17 protein-coding genes and 1 tRNA gene are annotated in these 20,072 nt (G+C 73.1%); 5 read left to right on the top strand and 13 right to left on the bottom strand.

Annotation, left to right across the window (positions count from 1 at the left end; genetic code table 11):
• Position 1 precedes the first annotated feature (1 nt).
• From ACGF13_RS18010 to ACGF13_RS17955, 12 genes are all read right to left on the bottom strand, one after another.
• Positions 2 to 754, bottom strand: coding sequence for a 1-hydroxy-2-methyl-2-butenyl 4-diphosphate reductase (locus tag ACGF13_RS18010; RefSeq protein ID WP_392875608.1), 753 nt, complete (start codon positions 752 to 754; stop codon positions 2 to 4).
• The gene (gene shc, locus ACGF13_RS18005; RefSeq protein WP_392875605.1) at positions 751 to 2,832 is read right to left on the bottom strand and encodes a squalene--hopene cyclase; all 2,082 of its coding nucleotides are present in this window, start codon (positions 2,830 to 2,832) and stop codon (positions 751 to 753) included. Before shc ends, ACGF13_RS18010 begins: the two co-directional genes overlap by 4 nt.
• A gap of 7 nt (positions 2,833 to 2,839) precedes the next feature.
• Entirely contained in the window at positions 2,840 to 3,928 is a 1,089-nt protein-coding gene (locus ACGF13_RS18000) for a polyprenyl synthetase family protein (RefSeq protein ID WP_392875602.1), read from the bottom strand.
• Positions 3,929 to 4,119: 191 nt separating this feature from the next.
• Positions 4,120 to 5,553, bottom strand: coding sequence for a hydroxysqualene dehydroxylase HpnE (gene hpnE, locus ACGF13_RS17995; protein WP_392875599.1), 1,434 nt, complete (start codon positions 5,551 to 5,553; stop codon positions 4,120 to 4,122).
• Between the two features lie 127 nt (positions 5,554 to 5,680).
• Positions 5,681 to 6,538, bottom strand: coding sequence for a presqualene diphosphate synthase HpnD (gene hpnD, locus ACGF13_RS17990; protein WP_392875820.1), 858 nt, complete (start codon positions 6,536 to 6,538; stop codon positions 5,681 to 5,683).
• 41 nt (positions 6,539 to 6,579) lie between these two features.
• Positions 6,580 to 7,542 carry a squalene synthase HpnC gene (gene hpnC / locus ACGF13_RS17985; protein WP_392875596.1) on the bottom strand — a complete coding sequence of 321 codons (963 nt, stop codon included), beginning with the start codon at positions 7,540 to 7,542 and terminating at the stop codon, positions 6,580 to 6,582.
• A 291-nt stretch (positions 7,543 to 7,833) separates the two neighbouring features.
• Positions 7,834 to 8,643, bottom strand: a complete 810-nt coding sequence (locus ACGF13_RS17980; RefSeq protein ID WP_392875593.1) for an ABC transporter ATP-binding protein — start codon at positions 8,641 to 8,643, stop codon at positions 7,834 to 7,836.
• Positions 8,636 to 9,577 carry an ABC transporter permease gene (locus ACGF13_RS17975; RefSeq protein ID WP_392875590.1) on the bottom strand — a complete coding sequence of 314 codons (942 nt, stop codon included), beginning with the start codon at positions 9,575 to 9,577 and terminating at the stop codon, positions 8,636 to 8,638. The genes ACGF13_RS17980 and ACGF13_RS17975 overlap by 8 nt, the downstream gene beginning before the upstream one ends.
• A 154-nt stretch (positions 9,578 to 9,731) precedes the next feature.
• Positions 9,732 to 10,577: a glycosyltransferase family 2 protein gene (locus ACGF13_RS17970; RefSeq protein ID WP_392875817.1), complete on the bottom strand. Its 846-nt coding sequence runs from the start codon at positions 10,575 to 10,577 to the stop codon at positions 9,732 to 9,734.
• Between the two features lie 50 nt (positions 10,578 to 10,627).
• Positions 10,628 to 11,365: a CDP-alcohol phosphatidyltransferase family protein gene (locus ACGF13_RS17965; protein ID WP_392875814.1), complete on the bottom strand. Its 738-nt coding sequence runs from the start codon at positions 11,363 to 11,365 to the stop codon at positions 10,628 to 10,630.
• A 91-nt stretch (positions 11,366 to 11,456) separates the two neighbouring features.
• Positions 11,457 to 12,518, bottom strand: coding sequence for an iron-containing alcohol dehydrogenase family protein (locus ACGF13_RS17960; RefSeq protein ID WP_392875587.1), 1,062 nt, complete (start codon positions 12,516 to 12,518; stop codon positions 11,457 to 11,459).
• Positions 12,506 to 13,261 (bottom strand): sugar phosphate nucleotidyltransferase, encoded by a 756-nt coding sequence (locus tag ACGF13_RS17955; protein WP_392875584.1) that lies wholly within the window; start codon positions 13,259 to 13,261, stop codon positions 12,506 to 12,508. The genes ACGF13_RS17960 and ACGF13_RS17955 overlap by 13 nt, the downstream gene beginning before the upstream one ends.
• Before the next feature lie 562 nt (positions 13,262 to 13,823).
• Here ACGF13_RS17955 and idi point away from each other — a divergent pair.
• Complete coding sequence (gene idi, locus ACGF13_RS17950; protein WP_392875581.1) at positions 13,824 to 14,477, top strand: isopentenyl-diphosphate Delta-isomerase; 654 nt, start codon at positions 13,824 to 13,826, stop codon at positions 14,475 to 14,477.
• Between the two features lie 65 nt (positions 14,478 to 14,542).
• On the opposite strand, the gene ACGF13_RS17945 is transcribed toward idi, so the two are convergent.
• Complete coding sequence (locus ACGF13_RS17945) at positions 14,543 to 14,980, bottom strand: ATP-binding protein (protein ID WP_392875811.1); 438 nt, start codon at positions 14,978 to 14,980, stop codon at positions 14,543 to 14,545.
• Between the two features lie 533 nt (positions 14,981 to 15,513).
• Here ACGF13_RS17945 and ACGF13_RS17940 point away from each other — a divergent pair.
• The 4 genes from ACGF13_RS17940 (at position 15,514) to ACGF13_RS17925 (ending at position 19,984) form a co-directional block, all read left to right on the top strand.
• A tRNA-Leu gene (locus ACGF13_RS17940) sits at positions 15,514 to 15,598 on the top strand.
• 322 nt (positions 15,599 to 15,920) lie between these two features.
• Positions 15,921 to 17,567, top strand: coding sequence for an APC family permease (locus tag ACGF13_RS17935; RefSeq protein WP_392875579.1), 1,647 nt, complete (start codon positions 15,921 to 15,923; stop codon positions 17,565 to 17,567).
• Between the two features lie 370 nt (positions 17,568 to 17,937).
• Positions 17,938 to 18,402 (top strand): DUF6624 domain-containing protein, encoded by a 465-nt coding sequence (locus tag ACGF13_RS17930; RefSeq protein ID WP_392875808.1) that lies wholly within the window; start codon positions 17,938 to 17,940, stop codon positions 18,400 to 18,402.
• 130 nt (positions 18,403 to 18,532) lie between these two features.
• Positions 18,533 to 19,984, top strand: coding sequence for an aldehyde dehydrogenase family protein (locus tag ACGF13_RS17925; protein WP_392875577.1), 1,452 nt, complete (start codon positions 18,533 to 18,535; stop codon positions 19,982 to 19,984).
• The last annotated feature ends 88 nt before the right edge of the window (positions 19,985 to 20,072 follow it).

Here is a 20,072-nt window from a genome sequence, read left to right as displayed (position 1 = left end):
GCTAGCTCGCCTCCTGGGGGAGCGTCGAGGATGTGGGGTGGTTCAGGTCTGTGGAGCCGTTCAGATCTGTCGAACCGTTCGAACCCATTGAGCCGTTCGAATCTGTGGAGCCGTTCAGGCGTACGGGGCCCGGCGCGCGCTCGTGCCGGTACCAGTCGACGAGGGCGGGTACCGTCGCGCGCAGGGTCCGCCAGGCGCGCACCCCGGCCGGGAGGGTGCCGGGCCGCAGCAGTTCGTGCTCGGGCGTGTCCACCACCACCCGCAGGACGGCCGTCGGCAGAGCGGGCCGCACCTCGCACAGCGCGGCCAGGACGGCGGCGGCCTCCATGTCGACCGCGAGCGCGCCCTGGACGTGCAGCGCCCGCCGCTCGATGCCGCGCACCACGTGGTCGGCGGTGTGGTGGACCCCGGTGTGCACGCTCAGCCCGCGCTCCTTCAGCGCCCGGGTGAGCTCCGCCCCGGAGTCGAGCGGGTACAGGTGGCCCTCGGCGTCGCGCACGCCGTCGGCGGCGACCACGTCGCCGGGCAGCACGCCGGGGCCGACCGCCGCACCGAAGCCGGCCACCACCACGGCGCCGTAGCCGGTGGGGGCGGAGCCGAGCAGCCGCCGGACGGCCAGCCCGGCACGCCGCCGGCCGACCCCGGTGCGCACCAGCACCGGGGGCCCGCCGGGCGCGCCCCGCCAGTCACCGCCGCGCAGGGCCCAGACCTCGGGGCCCAGGGCGCAGAGCACCAGCAGGGGCGCGGTGGTCACCGCGCCGCTCCGATCGCCGGGGCCCCGTCGGCCCGGCTCGTGCCCGGGGTGCCGTGGAGGTAGCGGCCGAGCGCGGTGACCGGGAACACCAGCCGGTACAGGTGGTAGTTGATGGAGAAGTCCCACGGGAAGCCGGTGCCGGTGAACTGCGGTTCGTCCCAGGTGCCCTCGGGCAGCTGGGTGCGCACCAGCCACTCCACGCCGCGCTCCACCGCCGGGTTGGCCCGCTCCCGCGGCCCCTCGCCGGCCGCGAGCAGCGCCATCAGCGCCCACGCGGTCTGCGAGGCGGTGGAGTCGCCGCGCCCGGCCCAGCGCGCCGGGTCGTCGTAGGAGCGCATGTCCTCGCCCCAGCCGCCGTCGGTGTTCTGCCGGTCCTCCAGCCAGCGCACCGCCCGGCGGATCGCCGGGTGCTCGTCGGGGACGCCGGCCGCGACCAGGGCGGGCAGCACCGAGCCGGTGCCGTAGATGTAGTTGGTGCCCCAGCGGCCGAACCAGGAGCCGTCCGCCTCCTGGTTGCGCAGCAGCCACTCGATGCCGCGCCTGGTCCGGGGGTCGCGGGCGCGGCCGGTCTCGGCGAGCATCTCCACCACGTGCGCGGTGACGTCGGCGGACGGCGGGTCGACCACCTCGCCGAAGTCGCAGAACGGCAGCTTGTTGGGCAGCGTGCTGGTGTTGTCCACGTCGAAGGCGCCCCAGGCGCCGTTCTTGGACTGCATGCCGAGGTTCCACAGCACGCCCCGGTCCATCGCCGCGTCGACCTTGCCCTGGTCGGGGTGGGCGACCCGGCGCAGCGCGAGCACCACCTCGGCGGTGTCGTCGATGTCGGGGTAGGTGTCGTTCTCGAACTCGAAGGCCCAGCCGCCGGGGGCGAGCGCGGGCCGCTGGACGGCCCAGTCGCCGGGTTTGCGGATCTCCTCGCCGAGCATCCAGTCGACGGCGGAGACCAGCGCCGGGTGGTCGGCCGGCACCCCTCCGTCGACCAGGGCGATGGTGGCCAGGCAGGTGTCCCAGACCGGGGACTGGCAGGCCTCCAGCCAGCGCTTGCCGTCCTCGGTGTGCACGGTGAAGCGGTCGAAGGAGGAGAGCCCGGCCTTCATCACCGGGTGCTCCAGCTCGTAGCCCTCCAGGTGCAGGGCGATCAGCGAGTAGACGGCGGGCGGCTGGATGCCGCCCCAGCAGCCGTCGGCCTCCTGGCGTTCGACGATCCAGCGGCAGGCCTGCGAGACGGCCAGTCGGCGCAGCGGGCGGAAGGCCCGGCGGTGGTAGGCGTGCAGCACCTTGTCGAGGCGTTCGAAGAGGCCGTCCCAGGTGGTGGCGGGTGCGAGCGGCCGGTGGGGGTACGGGTCGTCCGGGTCGGTGTGCAGCTCGGTGAGCGCGAAGGGGGCCGGACGGACCGGGCGGTGGGAGGAGACGACGGTCAGCGGGACGATCGTCTGGCGGGCCCAGCAGCCGAAGGCGTAGATGTTCAGCGGCAGCCACTTGGGCAGGAAGATGATCTCGGGCGGCATCTCGGGCAGCCGCTCCCAGGGCCACCAGCCGAACAGGGCGAGCCAGATCCGGGTGAACACCCGGGAGGCCGCGATGCCCCCGGCGGAGCGGACGTAGCGCGCGGCGGCCAGCATGTGAGGGGCGTCCGGGTCGTCGCCGGCCAGTTTGAGGGCGACGTAGGCCTCGACGGTGGTGGACAGTTCGGGCGGCCCGCCGTGGAAGGTGGACCAGGTGCCGTCCTCGCGCTGCTGGGAGCGGATCCACTCGGCGGTGGCGCGGGTCTGCTCCTCGGTGCGGATCCCCAGGAACTGGCGGAGCAGTAAGTCCTCGGCGTCCATGGTGACGTTGGTCTCCAGGTCACCCTTCCACCAGCCCTCGGACGACTGCAGGGAGAGCAGGTGGGTGGTGGCGCGGGCCAGGGCCTCCCGCGCGTCGGCCGGTCGGAGCTCCGCCTCACCGGCCGGCCGTAGCTGGTCGGTGTCCTCGGGCTGCCACCGCCCCGTACCCAGCAGGGTCGGGGGGCGGTCGCCCACCGCGACCGGCTCGGAATCGTACTCAGGGTCGAGCCGGCCGTCCGCGGTTGCTGTCAACGTAACGTCACCTCTCTCGTACCACCACGAATTCGGCGAGTGCGACGAAGTGCTCCCGCACCTCGTCGGTCATGGGCACCTCGTCCAGGGCGGCGAGGGCAGTCGTGTGCTGGCGGCGGGCCTCCTCCTGGGTCCAGGCACGGCCGCCGGCCTCCTCGATCAGCGCGGCCCGGGCGGCGAGCTCGGGCTCGCTCTCCTCCCCACGTCCCTTCGGGTCGGCCAGCTGCTCGGCGAGCCGGCGCGAGGCCGCTCCGCCCTCGGCCAGCGCGGCGGCCACCGGCAGGGACTTCTTGCGCTGGCGCAGGTCGCCCCAGTGCGGCTTGCCGGTGACCTCGGTGGCGCCCCAGATGCCGAGCAGGTCGTCCACCGCCTGGAAGGCCAGGCCCAGGTGGTGGCCGTAGCGCTGGAGCGCGTCGGAGACCTTGTCGTCGGCGCCGGCCAGGACGGCGCCGATCGCCGAGGCGGCGGCCAGCAGTGCCGCCGTCTTGCCGCCCTCCATCTCCAGGCACTCGGCGACCGTGACGCTGTCGCGCTGTTCGAAGGCGACGTCCATGGCCTGGCCGTCGATCAGCCGGCGGGTCGCCGTGGTGAGCAGCCGCACGGCCCGCACGGCGTCGGTGGCGCTCGTGCCGCCGGTCACCGCGGCGTCGAGCAGCACCTCCGTGCCGAGCGTCGCCAGGGCGTCGCCGACCAGGATCGCCTGGGCCGGCCCGAAGACCGTCCAGGCGGTGGCCCGGTGCCGTCGGGTCTCGTCACCGTCCATCAGATCATCATGGAGGAGGGAGAAGTTGTGCACCAGTTCAACCGCGACCCCGCCGGGCACCCCCACCTCGGCCGGCGCGCCCGCGGCCCGGGCGGACAGCAGCGCCAGCGCCGGGCGCACGGCCTTGCCGCCGTCCCCCGTCACCGGGGTGCCGTCGCGGTCGATCCAGCCGAAGTGGTAGGCGGCGACGGTGTCCATGGGTGCGGCCAAACGGGCGACGGCGGCCCGTAGCGGCGGGGTGCAGAGCGTACGGCTGCGGGCGAGCAGCTCCGGCACCGAGACCGGTTCGGCGTGCGCCGTGCCTCCGACGGCGAAGCCGGTGCGTGACTCCACGTGCGTTCCCTCTCCCTCGTGGTGCCGGACCGCACGGGGCGGCCGGGTGCTGTCGGTGCGGCTGGTGTCGAACCGAGTGCCAGTGCCAGTGGTACCGGGGCGGCCGTACGGGCCGTTGCCGGTGGTTGCGCCGATGCGCTCGACGGTACGCCCGTCGGCTCTGGCGGGCTCTCCGGTGTCGGGGCCCGCCGTCACCTGGGCCACCTCCCGTCGCCGCGGTCCACCGGCACCCGGGTGCCGGCCGCGGCGAGCGCGGCGTCGGCCGCGGCGTGGCCGCTGCGCACGGCCCCCTCCATGGTCGCGGGCCAGCCGGTGGCCGTCCACGAGCCGGCCAGCAGCAGGCCGGGGACGTCGGTGCGGGCGGAGGGGCGCAGCGCCCCGTTGCCCGGGGCCGGGTCGAAGGTCGCGGTGCGTTCCCGGGTGACGAAGAAGTCCAGCACCTCGGCACGGGCCGCGGCCGGCAGCAGCCGGCCCAGCTCGGGCAGGTAGCGCCGGCGCAGTTCGGCGACCGGCAGGTCGATCTCGTCCTGCGCGGCGGACTGGGACAGCGCCAGGTACTGGGCGCCCGGGTGGGCGTGGCCCAGCGCGGTGGCGGCCAGGCCGGAGTGCGCGGTGCGGTCGAAGACCCACTGGACCGGGGAGCCGAGCGCGGCGAAGAACGGCCGGCGCAGCACCTTGCGGTCGTAGATCACGTGCACGTTGAGGATCGGCGTGGTGCCGAAGCCGGCCAGCCGCTCCTGCCCGGGGACCGCGTCCGGCGGCAGCAGCGCGGCCGCGCTGTCCTGGGCGCCGGCCAGCACGACGGTGTCGGCGGTGAGCAGTTCCCCGCCCTCCAGCCGGACGGCGTGCTGCGGGACGGCCGGCTTCAGCTCGGCCACCCGGGCCCGCAGCAGCACCCGGACGCCGGCCCGCTCCAGCTCGGCGAGCGCCCGGTCGTGGTGGATCGTGCCGAGCGGGACGGCGGCGGTGCCGATGTCCGAGGCGCCCGGGTCGGAGAGCAGGCCGGTCTTGAAGACCATCCCGGCGAGCGCCAGCGACACCCGGTCGGCCCGGGCGTTCAGGGTGGCGACGCCGACCAGGTCCCACAGGGCGGCCTGGGTGGCGGCGTTCTGCCCGTTGCGGCGCAGCCACTCGCCGAAGGAGACCTCGTCCAGCGCCGGGTCGGCGAGGTCCAGGCCCCGCAGGGCGAGCGCGCCGCGGACCACCCGGGCGCGGTCGGCCGGGGACAGGTGCGGGTAGCGGGCCAGGCTGCCGGCCAGGTGCAGCGGGACGGGCAGGCCGGCCCGGCGCAGCCGGCCGAGGGTGCGCACGGGGGCGGCCGGCGGCCCGGTGACGGAGAGCACCGGGATGTCGAGGCGGTCCTGGAGGTGGACCAGCCGGGTGGCGCCGAGGCGCTCCAGCAGGCCGCGGTAGGCGGTGCAGCAGCGCAGGTAGACGTGCTGGCCGTTGTCGACGGTCAGCTCGCCGCGCCGGAAGGAGAAGGCCAGTCCGCCGAGCCGGGGCCGCGCCTCGGCGAGGGTGACCCGGTGGCCCGCCTCGGCGAGGCGCAGTGCGGTGGTGATCCCGGCCAGCCCGCCGCCGACCACGACCGCGGCCGGGCGCGCGGCATCGGCTCGCCCGGTCATCGGCCCTCCCCCTCGCAGTCGGTGGACCGCCCGCGGGCGGTCGCTGAAGCCGGTCCTCGTTCGTTCAACACAAAACTATCCGCACGTGGATCCGCGCTGACACAGCGTGACAGAACTCTCGCGAGAATCAAGAACGCCCCCCGGCGAGCCCGGAAAGCGCCACGTACGCCTTCTCCCAGCCCGGCAGCGAGACCCGGCCGCGCAGCACGGACTCCGGATCGGCGGCGATCCGGCCGAGCAGGCGGTGGTAGATCCCGGCCATCGCGGCGGTGCAGGCGCGGCTGCGGCGGTCGAGCATCGGCAGCAGCCGCAGGCCCTCCTCGAACGCGGCCTGGGCGCGGGCGGCCTCGAAGGCCACCAGGCCGGTGAAGTCCGCGCCGACCGGCGGCTCGGGCAGGGTGAAGCCCTGCTCGCAGCCGAACCGGACCAGGTCCTCGCTCGGCAGGTAGGTCCGGCCGTTGAGGGCGTCCTCGCGCAGGTCGCGCAGGATGTTGGTGAGCTGCAGCGCCAGGCCCAGGGTGTCCGCGTGGCGCGCCCCGAGCTCGGGGTCGTCGCAGCCGTAGACGCCCAGCGAGAGCCGGCCGATCGCGCCCGCCACGCAGCGGCAGTAGACCTTCAGCTCCTCGTAGGTCTGGTACTCGGCGCCCTTGAGGTCCATCTCGACGCCGTCGATCAGCTCGTCGAAGCCGCCGAGCGGGATCGGGAAGCGCCGGGCCGCGTCGGCCAGGGCGACCTTGATCGGGTCGGTGTCGTCCTCGGCGACCACCCCGGAGCGGACCTCGTCCACCAGTTCCCGGGTGCGCAGCAGCGCCTCGGCCTTGCGGTCGTCCGGAAGGTCGCCGTCGCCGATGTCGTCCACCCGGCGGGCCAGGGCGTACAGGGCCGACATGGCCAGCCGCTTGGGTTCGGGCAGCAGCCGGATGCCGTAGCTGAAGTTGCGCGCCTGCAGTCCGGTGACTGCCTCGCAGTACCGGTACGCCGCCATGACCTGGGCCGACGCCAGTGGTGATGCCGCCACGCGGGCGTTCACCTTCCCTTCGCGAAGATGGCCGCCGCCTTCGCTGCGAGGCGGCGCTTGTCCGGCCTCGCCTGCCGGGCGAGTACGTCGTACCCGGCGTCCTCGACGGCCGCCAGGGCCGCGTAGCCGCCTGCGGTGAATCCCGCGAGGAGCAGTCGAAGCCTCCCCCGAACCGTACCTACCAATGGTGCGCCGCGGTCGAGCAGGGTGCGGGCCCGCTCGACCTCGAAGGCGATCAGCTCGCGGACCGCGCCGTCGGCGCGGGGGGCGGCCAGGTCCGCCTCGGTCACTCCGAAGCGGGCCAGGTCCTCGGCGGGCAGGTAGATCCGGCCGTGGGCCAGGTCCTCGGCCACGTCCTGGATGTGTTCGACCACCTGGAGGCCGCTGCACACGGCGTCCGACAGCTCGGTCCGCTCGGGGGTGGAGACGCCGGCGATGGCCAGCACGAGGCGGCCGACCGGGTCGGCGGACAGGGTGCAGTAGCCGAGCAGGTCCTCGAAGGTGGCGTAGCGGGAGGTGGTCTGGTCCACCCGGTTGGCCTCGATCAGACGGCGGAACGGCTCGGGGGTCAGGCCGTGCCGGTCGACCAGCGGGACGAGCGCGCTCAGCAGCGGGTGACGGGGGCGGTCCGTGGCGGCCACGGAGCCGCCGGCGGCGCGCAGGGCCGCCTCGAACACCCGGTCGAGGTCCTGCTCCAGTCCGTCGAGCAGGGCGAGCCGGAAGGCGGTCTCCTGCGCGGTGGGCGGGGCGGAGTGGTCCGAAGGGGTGGCCGGGGGCGTCTGCTCGACCCCGAGCAGACGGGCGGTGGCGGCCGGGTCGGCCAGGTCGCCGTCGCCGGCGTCGTCGACCAGGCGGGCGAAGCCGTACACCGCCATCAGGTCGTCGCGCCAGGCCGCGGGCAGGAAGAACGGGGCGACGGGGAAGTTCTCCGCGCCCGCCTTGTCGAGGGTGTCTCCCGCGGAACCGTTCACCGGCGTATCTCTGAGCTGGGCCGAAGCCGACACTGCTGTCACTCCCCCGTTCTACACCGCGTGGCAGGACCGGCCCGACTCGGACACGCGTCCGAGCGCGGGCGTCACGCAGGGCACACCGTCCCCGACACCACCAGGCTGACACGCCGGGCCGCGCGGGAGAAGACCGCCCCGCCCGGGGCACGGGGCGCTCGCGCCGCGGCGGCGGGCCGCCCGGCGCGCGCGAGGGCGCGCAGGACGAAGGGCCGGCCCCGGAGGATCCGGGACCGGCCCCTGCGGAAGTACCGGAGGCTACGGCCGCTCGCCGCGCTCGTAGCGCTGGACGACCTCCTCGGTCGGCCCGTCCATGACCAGCTCGCCGGCCTCGATCCAGATGGTCCGCTCGCAGACCTCGCGGATCGAGTTGTTGTCGTGGCTGACCAGGAAGACCGTACCGGCGGACGCCCGCAGCTCGTCGATCCGCCGCTTGCTGCGCTGCTGGAAGGCCTGGTCGCCGGTGGCGAGGGCCTCGTCGATCAGCAGCACGTCGTGGGTCTTGGCGGCGGCGATCGAGAAGCGCAGCCGGGCGCCCATGCCGGAGGAGTAGGTGCGCATCGGCAGGGAGATGAAGTCGCCCTTGTCGTTGATGCCCGAGAAGTCGACGATGTCCTGGTAGCGCGCCTTCACCTGGGCCGGGGTCATGCCCATCGCCAGGCAGCCGAGGATGACGTTGCGCTCACCGGTGAGCTCGTTCATCAGCGCGGCGTTGACGCCCAGCAGCGAGGGCTGGCCGTTGGTGTAGATGCCGCCCTTCTCGGTCGGCAGCAGGCCCGCGATGGCGGCCAGCATGGTCGACTTGCCGGAGCCGTTGGAGCCGATCAGGCCGATCGCCTCGCCCTTGTACGCGGTGAAGCTGATGCCCCTGACCGCGTGCACCTCGCGCACGCCGGAGGCGCGCTTGCGGCTGATGATGCGGCTCAGCGCCGAGGTGGCGCTGCCCTTGCCGGAGCCGGCGCCGTGCACCTTGTAGACGATGTGCACGTCGTCGACGACGACGGTGGGCTCGCGGGCCACGTCCGCGTCCGGGACGGCGGCGCTCGTGCTCAGGTCGATGTCAGCCACGGCCGTACTCCTCCTCTGCCTTCCAGAAGAAGACGTATCCGACGACGAACATGCCCACGCCCCAGGCGATGCCGTACACCCACAGGTGCGGCGGGAGGGTCTGGTGCACCGGCTGGTGCGGGTTGTAGATGACCGGCGCGAAGGCGTGCCGCAGCAGGTCCATGTAGACCGACGCCGGGTTCGCCGCCATCAGCGTCTGGACGTAGTGCGGCCAGTGGGTGATCTTGTCCTGGATGCTGAACATCACACCGGACAGGAACATCCAGGCACGCATCACGAACGGGATCAGCTGGGAGATGTCGCTGGTCCTGGAGCCGATCCGGGCCATCACCAGGGAGATGCCGGTGTTGAAGAGCGTCTGCAGGAGCAGCGCCGGGATGATCAGCAGCCAGGTCCGGCCCGGGGTGACGCCGGCGGCGATCACGGTGACGACCAGGACCACCATGGAGATCAGCAGCTGCTGGAGCTGGATCACGGTGAACGCGATCGGGAGGCTGGCCCGGGGGAAGTGCAGCGCCCGGATCAGCCCGAGGCTGTCGGAGATCGCCCGGGTGCCGGTCTGCACCGCGTTCTGGGTGAACTGGAAGACGAACACGCCGATGCAGAGCCAGGCGATGTAGGTGTTGTCCGGGAAGCCCTGCTTGCCCGCCAGGATCACGCCGAAGACCAGGTAGAACACCGCGCAGTTGAGCAGCGGGGTCACCACCTGCCACAGCTGGCCGAGCTTGGCGTTGGTGTACTGGGCCACCAGGCGGGCGGTGGCGAAGGCCCAGATGAAGTGGCGCCGGGCCCAGAGCTGCTTGGAGTAGGCGAACAGGCCGGGACGGGCGCCGCTCACCTTCAGACCGTACTTGTCCGCAAGCTGCTTGGGGGTCAGGCCCGCGTCCGCCCCCCTGGGGGCCGAGAGGCTGACGGGTTCACTCACTGTCGACACATTCGTCCTTCACGCGGGATCGGTCGGGGCGGCCGGTCGGCGGGGTCCGCCGGTCTGCGCCGATGGGGATCCACTGGGGTCTCGGGAGAGCCGACCGGTGTGGGGACACCGGCCGCAGCGATCGATCATTCGATGCATATGTCATCAGATGCGATCAGATGATCGGTGGTCGGCCCAGCCTGGTCAGTCGCCAGACGGTACGCCACCGCATGGGCCGCCGCGGACCACAGGGTTCGCGCCAGCCCGCCCGGAATCCGCCCCACCAGGCCTTCAGCGCCTCCGGGGAGGGGCGGCGGGCCAGGGTCAGCAGGAACCAGGTTCCCAGATAGAGAGGCACCAACAGGGCCGGAAGGTTCCGCCTCGCGAGCCAGACCCGGTTGCGGGCCACGTTGTGGAAGTAGCTCGCGTGACGGGCGGGCGAGGTCGTGGGGTGGTGCAGCACCACGTCCGCCCGGTAGTCGATGGCCCAGCCGGCGTCCAGCGCGCGCCACGCGAGGTCGGTCTCCTCGTGGGCGTAGAAGAACTCGGCGGGCAGCTGCCCGGCCTGCTCGAACACCTTGCAGCGCACCGCGCTCGCGCCGCCCAGGAACGTCGTCACCCGGGACGAGCGCAGCGGGTCGCTGGCGCGCAGCCGCGGGACGTGGCGGCGCTGGGTGACCCCGGTGTCCGGGTCGGCGATCCGGAAGGAGACGATGCCCAGCTCCGGATCGGCGGTGAAGGCCTCGCGCAGCAGCCGGGCCGAGTCGGTGCGCGGCAGGTTCCCGTCGTCGTCCAGGAAGAGGACGGCGTCGACCTCCGCGCCGTCCCGGCCGAACAGCTCGATGCCGACGTTGCGCCCGCCCGGGATGCCGAGGTTCTCCGGCAGCTCGACGCTGCGCACGCCCTCCGGCAGCGGGGGCAGCTTCGCGCCCTGGCCGACCACGGCCAGCTCGACCGCCGGGCCCTCCTGGGCGCGGACGGCTTCGATCAGGGCGTTGAGCTCGGCGGGCCGGTTGCCCATGGTGATGATCACGGCGCCGAGGCGGAAGTCGTCCGCGGCCGTCCGCGCGTTCACCGGAGCCTGCTGGAGAGGACGATGCTCAGCAGGTGCAGCACGGTCTGGAGCATCGCGATCGCCGCCAGGACGACCACCGCGAGCCGGGTGAAGAGGAGTCCGCCGTGCACGGCGTCGGCGACGCCGGCGGCCAGGATGAACAGCGAGGCCTCGACCGCGCCGACCAGGCGGTGGAACTTCAGGAAGGAGGCCGCCCGGCGGGCCTTGGCGACGGAGGACGAGCGCGGCACCGAGGCGCTGTCCTCGACGGCCGTCAGGCCGCTGCGGGCCCGGGCCACGTCCACCAGGTCGGTCTCGGACTTGATCAGGATCGCGCCGAGCGCGGCCAGCGTGCCGAGGAAGGCCCACTCCCAGTGCGAGCCGGCTCCCTCGCGGTGCAGCAGGTCGGTGGCACGCAGGCCGAGGCCGGTCAGCAGCGCCGCCTCGGACATGTAGTGGCCGACCCGGTCCAGGTAGACGCCGGTGAGCGAGGTCTGCCGGCGCCAGCGGGCCACCTCGCCGTCCACGCAGTCCAGCAGCAGGTAGACCTGGATCAGCAGAGCGCCCAGGACAGCGCCCGCGACGCCCGGCACGACCAGCGCGGCACCGGCCAGGATGCCGGTGAACATCATCAGGTACGTCAGGCCGTTGGGCGTGATCGCCGTCATGGTGGACAGCACGCGGGTGATCCGCAGCGAGATCTTCCGCATGTACAGGCGTCCGGCCCAGTGCTCGGCGCTGCGGCGCTGGAGCATGCCCTCCGGGTGGATCACCGCGCGCAGCTCCTCGATCGAGGGCCGGCGGGTCAGGTCCACCGGGGGACGCCCGGCGCCCGCGGTGGAGGGGTCAGCTGTTGACGGCTTGGACATAGTCGGCGTACGCGTCCCTGATTGCGGAAGGGGAGAGGTCGAGGTGTTCGAGGATCGTGAAGCGCCCCGGTCGGGTGTTCGGAGCGTAGTGCACCGCTTCGGTGAACTCCGCCTCGCTGAAGCCGATCTGGGCGGCGGTCACCGGCAGTCCGTGGCTCGCCAGGCGCTCCACGATCAGACCGGTCAGCTCGCGCTCGCCCCGCAGGAAGCTGGCGAAGGCGGCGCCGAGGCCGACCTGCTCGCCGTGCTGGGCGGACCGCTTGGGGTACAGCACGTCCAGGGCGTGCGAGATCTCGTGGCAGGCACCCGACGAGGGCCGGGTGCTGCCCGCGATGTTCATCGCGATGCCGGACAGTACCAGGGCCTCGGCCAGCGCTGTCAGGAGGTCCTGGTCCCGGGTCCTCCCCGGGTGCCGCAGCAGGTTCTCGCCCGCCGAGCGGGCCATCGCCACGGCCAGCCCGTCCATCGGCTCGCCGGTCACCGCGTGTGACAGCTCCCAGTCCGCGCACGCGGAGATGTTGGAGACGACGTCGCCCACGCCGGCCGCCACGAAGCGCTGCGGGGCCTGCCGGATCACGTCCAGGTCGACCACGATGCCGATCGGGCTGGGCACCCCGTAGGAGCCGCGGCCCGCGTCGTTGTCCAGGGTGGAGACCGGCGAGCAGATGCCGTCGTGGGCCAGGTTGGTGGCCACCGCGACCAGCGGCAGGCCGACCCGGGCCGCGGCGTACTTGGCGGCGTCGATGATCTTGCCGCCGCCGAGGCCGACGATCGCGTCGTAGTGCCCGCCGCGCATCGCCTCCGCCAGCCGCACCGCGCTGTCCAGGCTGCCGTCGTCCACGTTGTACCAGTCGGCGCCGGGCAGGGCCGGCTCCAGGCGGCGGCGCATGGCCGAGCCGGAGCCGTTGCTGATCGCGACCGCGATCCGGCCCGAGGCCGACAGCCGCTGGTCCGCGAGAATGCCGCCGAGCGCGTCCAGCGCGCCCGGGCGGATCTCGACGAACAGCGGCGACGGGACCAGTCGGGTCAGTACCGGCACGCGATCTCCCGCGCCTTCGCCAGGTCGTCGTGGTTGTCCACCTCGACCCAGGAGACCTCGCCGATCGGCTGCACGTCGATCCGCAGGCCGCGGTTCACCATCTCCTGGTAGCCGTCCTCGTAGTACAGCTGAGGGTCGCGCTCGTAGGTGGCGCGCAGCGCGTCGGTGAGGTCGGCGGCGGCGGACGGGTTGATCACGGTGACGCCGATGTACTCGCCGGTCGCCTCGGCCGGCTCCATCAGCTTGGTGATCCGGCGCATCCCGGAGGCCGGGTCGACGACGACCTTCATCTCCTCGTCGGCGAGCTTCTTCACCGTGTCGAGGGCGAGCAGGATGCCGGGGGCGGTGCCGGCCTCGGTCAGTCGCCGGTTGCCCTCCAGCATGGTGCGCTGGACGGAGGCCGGGTGGACGGTGTCGCCGTTGGCGAGCAGCAGGCCCTCGGCGAACAGCTCGCGGGCGCACCAGAGCGAGTACGCGTTGTTCCACTCCTCGGCCTTGTCGTTCTCGACCAGGTGGAGCTTGACGCCGTACTTGCTCTCCAGGGCGTCCTTGCGGTCGTACACCGCCTCCTTGCGGTAGCCGACGACGATCGCGGCGTCACGCAGTCCGACCTCGGCGAAGTTGCCGAGCGTGAGGTCCAGGACGGTCCGCTCCCCGTCGACCGGCACCAGCGCCTTGGGCAGGGTGTCGGTGTACGGGCGCAGTCGGCGGCCGGCGCCGGCTGCCAGAACGAGGCCGATCATGCGGGTCTCCTGATCCGTCGTGCTGTGCCCGGAGGCCGTGCCGGAGGGCGGCGCCACCGGTCCTCGGGCCGGTGTTCGACCGGGCCGGGCGGCGGCGCGCCGGTGCCGGCACAGATCCGGGCACCGTGTCGTATGTGATGGTAGGCGACCAGGGCGACCGGCCAGAACGCGCCCGCGGGCCCGGACCGCAGGCGGGGCGGCCCGCAGGAGGGTGGACGGCGCGGCGGGCGGAGCGGTGGCGGGGCGGCCGTGGGACCGCTGCGCCCCGCCCGGGCCTCGCCGGGGGACGCCTCGGAGCGGTCGAACGGGCTCCGAACGCACGTAGAACGGTTCTGCGAATTCCTGACCCTTACAGAGACTTCCCGGGCCCTTCTCTGGCCGGTTTCCGACGCCTCCAGGTCATGATCCGTCCGGTTGTGCGTGGTACCCCTGCCGAGTGCCACCCATACGGCAGACTGGACCCCGACGCCGGCGCCGGTGCCCAAGCTGTGTCCGCCGCACACCACCCGGTGCGTCGGAGACGCCCGATGCTCCCGTTGCTCCCGTTCCCGAAAGAGGCCCCATGCCCCAGAGTCTGCCGACCGACCCGACGCACTTCGCCGCCGACATCGACACCGGTCTCGACGTGGAGACCGATGTGACGGTCGACGCCCGGGCCACCGGCTCCGCCCACCCCGGCGCCGAGATCCTGCTGGAACTGGTCGACGACGAGGGCGTCACCATCGGCACCGGCGAGAAGCTCTGGGCCCACCAGCAGCCGGGCCGGCTGCACCGGGCCTTCTCGGTCTTCCTGTTCGACCGCCAGGGCCGGCTGCTGCTCCAGCGCCGGGCACTGGGCAAGTACCACTCCCCCGGCGTCTGGTCGAACACCTGCTGCGGCCACCCGTACCCGGACGAACCGCCGTTCGTCGCCGCCGCCCGGCGCACCGCCGAGGAACTGGGCGTCGCACCGGCGCTGCTGTGCGAGGCGGGCACCGTCCGCTACGACCTGCCGGACGAGGCGTCCGGGCTGATCGAGCGGGAGTGGAACCACCTGTTCGTGGGACTGGTCACCGCTCCGGTCCAGCCGGCCCCGGAGGAGGTGGACGACTTCGCCTTCGTGACCGCACAGGAACTGCGGGAGCTGCGGGAGGAGCGGCCGTTCTCGGTCTGGTTCGAGACGGTCTTCGAGGCCGCGCTGCCGGGCATCCGGGAGATCGCCGGGCGGGACTGGTAGCCGACCGGTAGCCGACCGGCGGCTGGGGCCGACGCGGTCGGCGGCCTGGCCGGACGGTCGGCCGGTCAGCGTCCGGGCTCCGGGGGGACGGGCAGCGAGGCCCAGATGACCTTGCCGCCCTCCCCCGTGTGTTCGACGTCGCACACCCCGCCGGCCTGCAGGGTGACGCTCTTCACCAGCAGCAGGCCGCGCCCGCCGGTACTTCCGGTGTCGTTCTCCAGCGCCTTCGGCCGGTACGGATCACCGTCCTCGACCGACACGCGCACCCAGGCCCGGTGCACCGACAGCTCGGTGACCACCTCGGGCGACAGCTCGGCGGCGTGCGTCACCGCGTTGCTCACCAGCTCCGAGACGATCAGCAGCAGGTCGTCCACCAGCTCCTGGTAGCGCACCCCGTTCAGGCCCTGCGCCAGCAGGCGGTCGCGCACCGCGTGCCGGGTCACCGGCACCGAGGCCTCGGTGGCGGGCGCAGGGAAGCGCCACACGCCCTCGGCGGGGCCCACAGAGGCCCGGGCTACGCCGGAGCCCTCCGCCCGCCCACCGCGTCTCGGTTCGGCCTTCGCCGCTCCGCTGATCTGCTCCACGTCCAGCCGCCCTTCGTCCGCGACCCGGGAATCAGGCGATCCGCTTCATGGCGCCCTCGGTCCACAGAGGCTAGGAGAGCCGCCGCCACGGCCGTGGCACCGTCGACAAGTTGCCCGTGTCGGATCGGTTCCGGCCTCAACCGACCGCGGACGGGACGGGAGTCGACCGGTTCCTTCGCGGACACCACCGGTTCGATCCGGATTCGAGCGTGTTGGCCGGGCGTACCAACCTGTGCGGGCGCCGTGCGGGGCGGGTGTCGTGCCGGGCGGGTGGTGCGGGGTGGACCGTGGCAGGGCGGGCGGTGGCGGGCGTCGCGGCCCCCGTTGCTCCCGACCGGGGCGTCCGGCGGGGTGGCCCCGAGGAAGCCGCTGGTGAGAAGCACTCCAGAACCCTGGTAATGTTCTCTTTGTCGCCGAGGGGGCGAGGAAAAAGCCCCCGAAGCACACACCCGGTCCGGGTGGCGGAATGGCAGACGCGCTAGCTTGAGGTGCTAGTGCCCTTTATCGGGCGTGGGGGTTCAAGTCCCCCCTCGGACACAGCCGAAATTCCCCGTGGAAGCCGAGAGGCTCCACGGGGAATTTCGTTTTTCCGGCCCGCCCCATTTCGTCGGGCCGGCCCGATCACCATTCCCGGCCACCGCCGCCCCCATTCCGGGCGTTGTGGCGTCCGTCTCCTCACCGGTTCACACCGGCCAGGGAAGCCGGACACGAGATGGCAACAATCGGACGGTTTGAGCTTCCTCTGAGGTTTTCGCCCGTTTTCGGAACATAGGCTGCTCTCCGTTTGTCCGAAATACCGGCTCAAAATCGCAAAAACACCGACACCACCCGATGAACCACGAGCGAGAGGACCGATACGTTGAGTGAGCCCGAATCGTCGACGGCATCACACCAGAACTACCGCCGATCGCTCGGCACGATCAGCCTGACCGCGGTCGGGCTGGGGTCGATCATCGGATCCGGCTGGTTGTTCGGTGCCGAGCGGGCCGCCAAGCTCGCCGGACCCGCCTCGATCCTCGCCTGGGTGATCGGCGCCGCGGTGGCGCTGACCATCGCGCTCACCTACAGCGAGCTGGGCTCGATGTTCCCCAAGGCCGGCGGCATGGTCCGGTACGGCCAGTACTCGCACGGCTCGCTGGCCGGCTACCTGGCCGCCTGGGCCAACTGGATCGCCATCGTCTCGGTCATCCCGGGTGAGGCCACCGCCTCCGTCCAGTACATGAGCTCCTGGGACTTCGGCTGGGCGAAGGGGTTGTACGACGGCAAGGAGTTGACCCTCAGCGGCGTGGCACTCGCCAGCGTGCTGCTGCTCGTCTACTTCGCCCTCAACTGGTTCGCGATCACGCTGTTCGCCAAGACCAACACCGCGATCACCGTCTTCAAGGTCGTCGTGCCGACGCTGACCGCCGGCGCGCTGCTCTTCGCGCACTTCGACACCTCGCACTTCACCGACCACGGCGGCTTCGCGCCGAACGGCTGGAGCGCGGTGTTCACCGCCGTCGCGGTCTCCGGCATCGTCTGGGCCTTCAACGGCTTCCAGTCCCCGCTCAACCTGGCCGGCGAGGCCCGCAACCCCGGCAAGTCGCTGCCGAAGGCCGTCATCGGCTCGATCCTGATCTCCCTGGTGATCTACGTCGCGCTGCAGATCGCCTTCCTCGGCGCCATCCCGGGCGGCGACCTGGCGAACGGCTGGAGCAACCTCGCCTACACCTCGCCGCTGGCCGACCTGGCCATCGCCTGGGGCCTCAACTGGCTGGCGATCACGCTGTACGCGGACGCCTTCATCTCGCCCTCCGGCACCGGCATGATCTACGCCGCCACCACCTCGCGCATGATCCACGGCGTGCAGGAGAACGGCCACCTGCCGAAGATCTTCGGCCGGGTCGACGCCAAGACCGGCATCCCGCGCCCGGCGCTGGTGCTCAACCTCGTGGTCGCCTTCATGTTCCTCGCCGTCTTCCGCGGCTGGGGCTCGCTGGCCGAGATCGTCTCGGTGGCCACCGTGATCTCGTACATCACCGGCCCGGTCGCCGTGATGGCGCTGCGCCGCCTGGCCCCCGACCTGCCCCGGCCGGTGCGGCTGCGCGCCATGCCGATCATCGCCCCGGTCGCGATGGTGTTCGGCTCGCTGGTGCTCTACTGGGCCCGCTGGCCGCTCACCGGCAAGGTCATCCTGCTGATGGCCGCCGGTCTGCCGATCTGGGCCTGGTACGAGCTGCGCAAGCCGTTCGCCGAGCTGAAGCCGCACCTGAAGGCGGGTGCCTGGATGGTCGCGTACCTGTTCGTGATGGCCGGCGTCTCCTGGGCGGGCAGCGCCGACTTCGGCGGGAACGGCTACCTGCCGGAGGGCTGGGACCTGCTGATCGTCGCCGCGATCGGGCTGGCGTTCTACCGCTGGGGCGTCGCCAGCGCCTGGGCCAACCCCTCGCTGGCCGCGGTCCGCGAGGAGATGGCGCAGGCCGAGGGCGCCGCTCCGGTCGACGCCGCGGAGGCCTCGCGGGTCTGAGGCGGAAACGGGCGGGCGCACGAACGCGCCGGCTCACGGTGAAGGGCCGGTCGGATTCCTCCGACCGGCCCTTCGGCGTCCCTGGGGAGGGTGCGCGGTGCGCTCCGTTCCCGGTGTGGATCCATTCTGCCGCGGGCGGCACCCCCGGGTCACCGTCTTCGGGGATGATCTTCGTCGCGACGTCCGCGCCTAGCGTGGTGGCGGGCGGCCCTCGGCGGGAGGGCCCGGGCCGGAGGAGCGGATCGGCATGGCGGACGTACGGCGGCGGGACGGCGAGGCGGGGGCGGCCCCGGGCGGGGAGCCTGTCGAGGGAGCAGGCGCGGGAGCGGTCGAGGGGGCGGCCGGGCGGCTGGCCGCGGAGCTCACCGGGATGATGGCCGAGGACGGCGCGGCCGCCCGGTTCGCGAACAGCCCCGACCTGGCCGAGCAGGCGGCGTGGCGGCGGCTCACCGTCCGGCACGGGGACCGGCTCGCGGAGATCATGGCGGCGCACGGCTGGCCGACCGAGCAGGCCGTCGGCCCCGAGGCCGCCCGGGCGGCCTGGCTGGTGGCGCAGCACGCGGACCGGCAGCTCGACGTCCAGCGGCGGGCGGCGGCGCTGATGGGCGAGGCCGTCGCCCGGGGCGAGGCGAGCGCCCGCGACCTGGCCTTCCTCCAGGACCGGCTGGCGGTCAACGAGGGGCGGGACCAGCGCTACGGAACGCAGATCGGCGCGGTGGCGGAGGGCCGCCCGGTGCCGTGGCCGTGCGAGGAGCCGGAGCGGCTGGACGAGCGGCGGGCGGAGGTGGGCATCGAGCCGTTCGACGAGTACACCGCACGGTTCGCCCCGAGGTAACCGTCCGGTCCGCTCCGAGGTAACCGTCCGGTCCGCCGATCCGGATTGACTCTTGCGCGCGGCCGCCCGCGCCGCATTGACTGACCTCCGACTAGCGCTGCTAGTTAAGGCGGGTCGAGTGGATGAGCTGATGAGGGGACGATCGGTGCGGCAGGACGCGGAGTATCCGGAGCACGGCGACCAGTACATCGACGGCGAGTGGCGGCCCTCCGGGGACACCGGGTCGATCACCGTGCTGAACCCGGCGACCGAGCAGGTGCTGGCCACGGTGCCGGCCGGCGGCGCGATCGACGTCGACGCGGCGGTGACGGCGGCCCGGCGGGCGGCCCGCGGCTGGGGTGCGACCACCCGCGAGGAGCGGCTGGCGCTGCTGACCCGGCTGCGGGACGGGATCGCCGCCGCGCAGGGCGAGATCACCGAGACGGTCGTCGCCGAGCTCGGCTCGCCGGTCGGCTTCACCGGTGCCGTGCACGCCGGGCTGCCGCTCGCCGTGGCGACCTCCTACCTGTCCCTGCTCGCCGAGCACCCCTTCGAGGAACGGATCGGCAACTCGGTGGTGCACGCCGAGCCGGCCGGGGTGGTCGCGGCGATCACGCCGTGGAACTACCCGCTGCACCAGATCGTGGCCAAGGCCGTCCCCGCGCTGGCGGCCGGCTGCCCGGTGGTCCTCAAGCCGGCCGAGGACACCCCGCTGGTGGCCCGGCTGTTCGCCCGGCTGGTGCACGAGGCCGGGTTCCCGGCGGGCGCCTTCAACCTGGTGACCGGCACCGGCACGGTGGCGGGCGCGGCGCTCGTCGGGCACCGGGAGGTGGACCTGGTCTCGTTCACCGGCTCCACCGCCGTCGGCCGGCAGGTCGCCGAGACGGCCGGCCGGGGGCTGAAGCGGGTCTCCCTGGAGCTGGGCGGCAAGTCGGCCAACGTGGTGCTGCCCGGCGCCGACCTGGCCCGCGCGGTCAAGGCGAACGTCGCCAACGTCTTCGCCAACTCGGGCCAGACCTGCAGCGCGCTGACCCGGCTGCTGGTCCACCAGGACCAGTACGAGGAGGCGGTCGCCCGGGCCGCGGAGGTCGCCGCCCAGTACCGGCCGGGCGACCCGACCGACCCGCAGACCCGGATCGGCCCGCTGGTCAACGCCAGGCAACTGGCCCGGGTTCGCGGCCACATCGACGGCGCGCTGGCCGAGGGCGCCCGGCTGGTCGTCGGCGGCTCGGAGCCGGTCGCCGACCTGCCCGCGGGCTACTACGTCCACCCGACGGTGCTCGCCGACGTGACCCCGGAGATGACGGTGGCCCAGGAGGAGGTCTTCGGTCCCGTCCTGGCGATCCTGCGCTACCGCGACGAGGACCACGCCGCCGAACTCGCCAACGGCACCCCGTACGGCCTGTCCGGCGGCGTCTGGGCCCGCGACACCGACACCGCCGCCGTCTTCGCCCGCCGCCTCGACACCGGCCAGGTCGACCTCAACGGCGGCCGCTTCAACCCGCTCGCCCCCTTCGGCGGCTACAAGAGCTCGGGCCTCGGCCGGGAGCTGGGCCGGCACGGGCTGGAGGAGTTCCTCCAGTACAAGTCCCTGCAGTACTAGCGGGGCTGATGGCCTTCGGCGAACAGATGACAGCGGACAGCTGACAGATTTCGAAATCTGTCAGCTGTCCGCTGTTCGTCGTTCTCCG

The sequence above is a fragment of the Kitasatospora sp. NPDC048286 genome (genome assembly GCF_043201735.1).
In the GTDB taxonomy this organism is placed as follows: domain Bacteria; phylum Actinomycetota; class Actinomycetes; order Streptomycetales; family Streptomycetaceae; genus Kitasatospora.
This window is presented reverse-complemented; position numbering and strand designations above follow the sequence as displayed.

Excerpts from the sequence above, each read along its gene's own strand:
- idi (WP_392875581.1), top strand. The coding sequence starts at position 13,824 with ATGCCCCAGAGTCTGCCGACCGACCCGACGCACTTCGCCGCCGACATC.
- ACGF13_RS17965 (WP_392875814.1), bottom strand. The coding sequence starts at position 11,365 with ATGCTCCAGCGCCGCAGCGCCGAGCACTGGGCCGGACGCCTGTACATG.
- hpnE (WP_392875599.1), bottom strand. The coding sequence starts at position 5,553 with ATGACCGGGCGAGCCGATGCCGCGCGCCCGGCCGCGGTCGTGGTCGGC.
- hpnD (WP_392875820.1), bottom strand. The coding sequence starts at position 6,538 with ATGGCGGCGTACCGGTACTGCGAGGCAGTCACCGGACTGCAGGCGCGC.
- ACGF13_RS17925 (WP_392875577.1), top strand. The coding sequence starts at position 18,533 with ATGAGGGGACGATCGGTGCGGCAGGACGCGGAGTATCCGGAGCACGGC.
- ACGF13_RS17970 (WP_392875817.1), bottom strand. The coding sequence starts at position 10,577 with ATGGGCAACCGGCCCGCCGAGCTCAACGCCCTGATCGAAGCCGTCCGC.
- ACGF13_RS17930 (WP_392875808.1), top strand. The coding sequence starts at position 17,938 with ATGATGGCCGAGGACGGCGCGGCCGCCCGGTTCGCGAACAGCCCCGAC.
- ACGF13_RS17955 (WP_392875584.1), bottom strand. The coding sequence starts at position 13,261 with ATGATCGGCCTCGTTCTGGCAGCCGGCGCCGGCCGCCGACTGCGCCCG.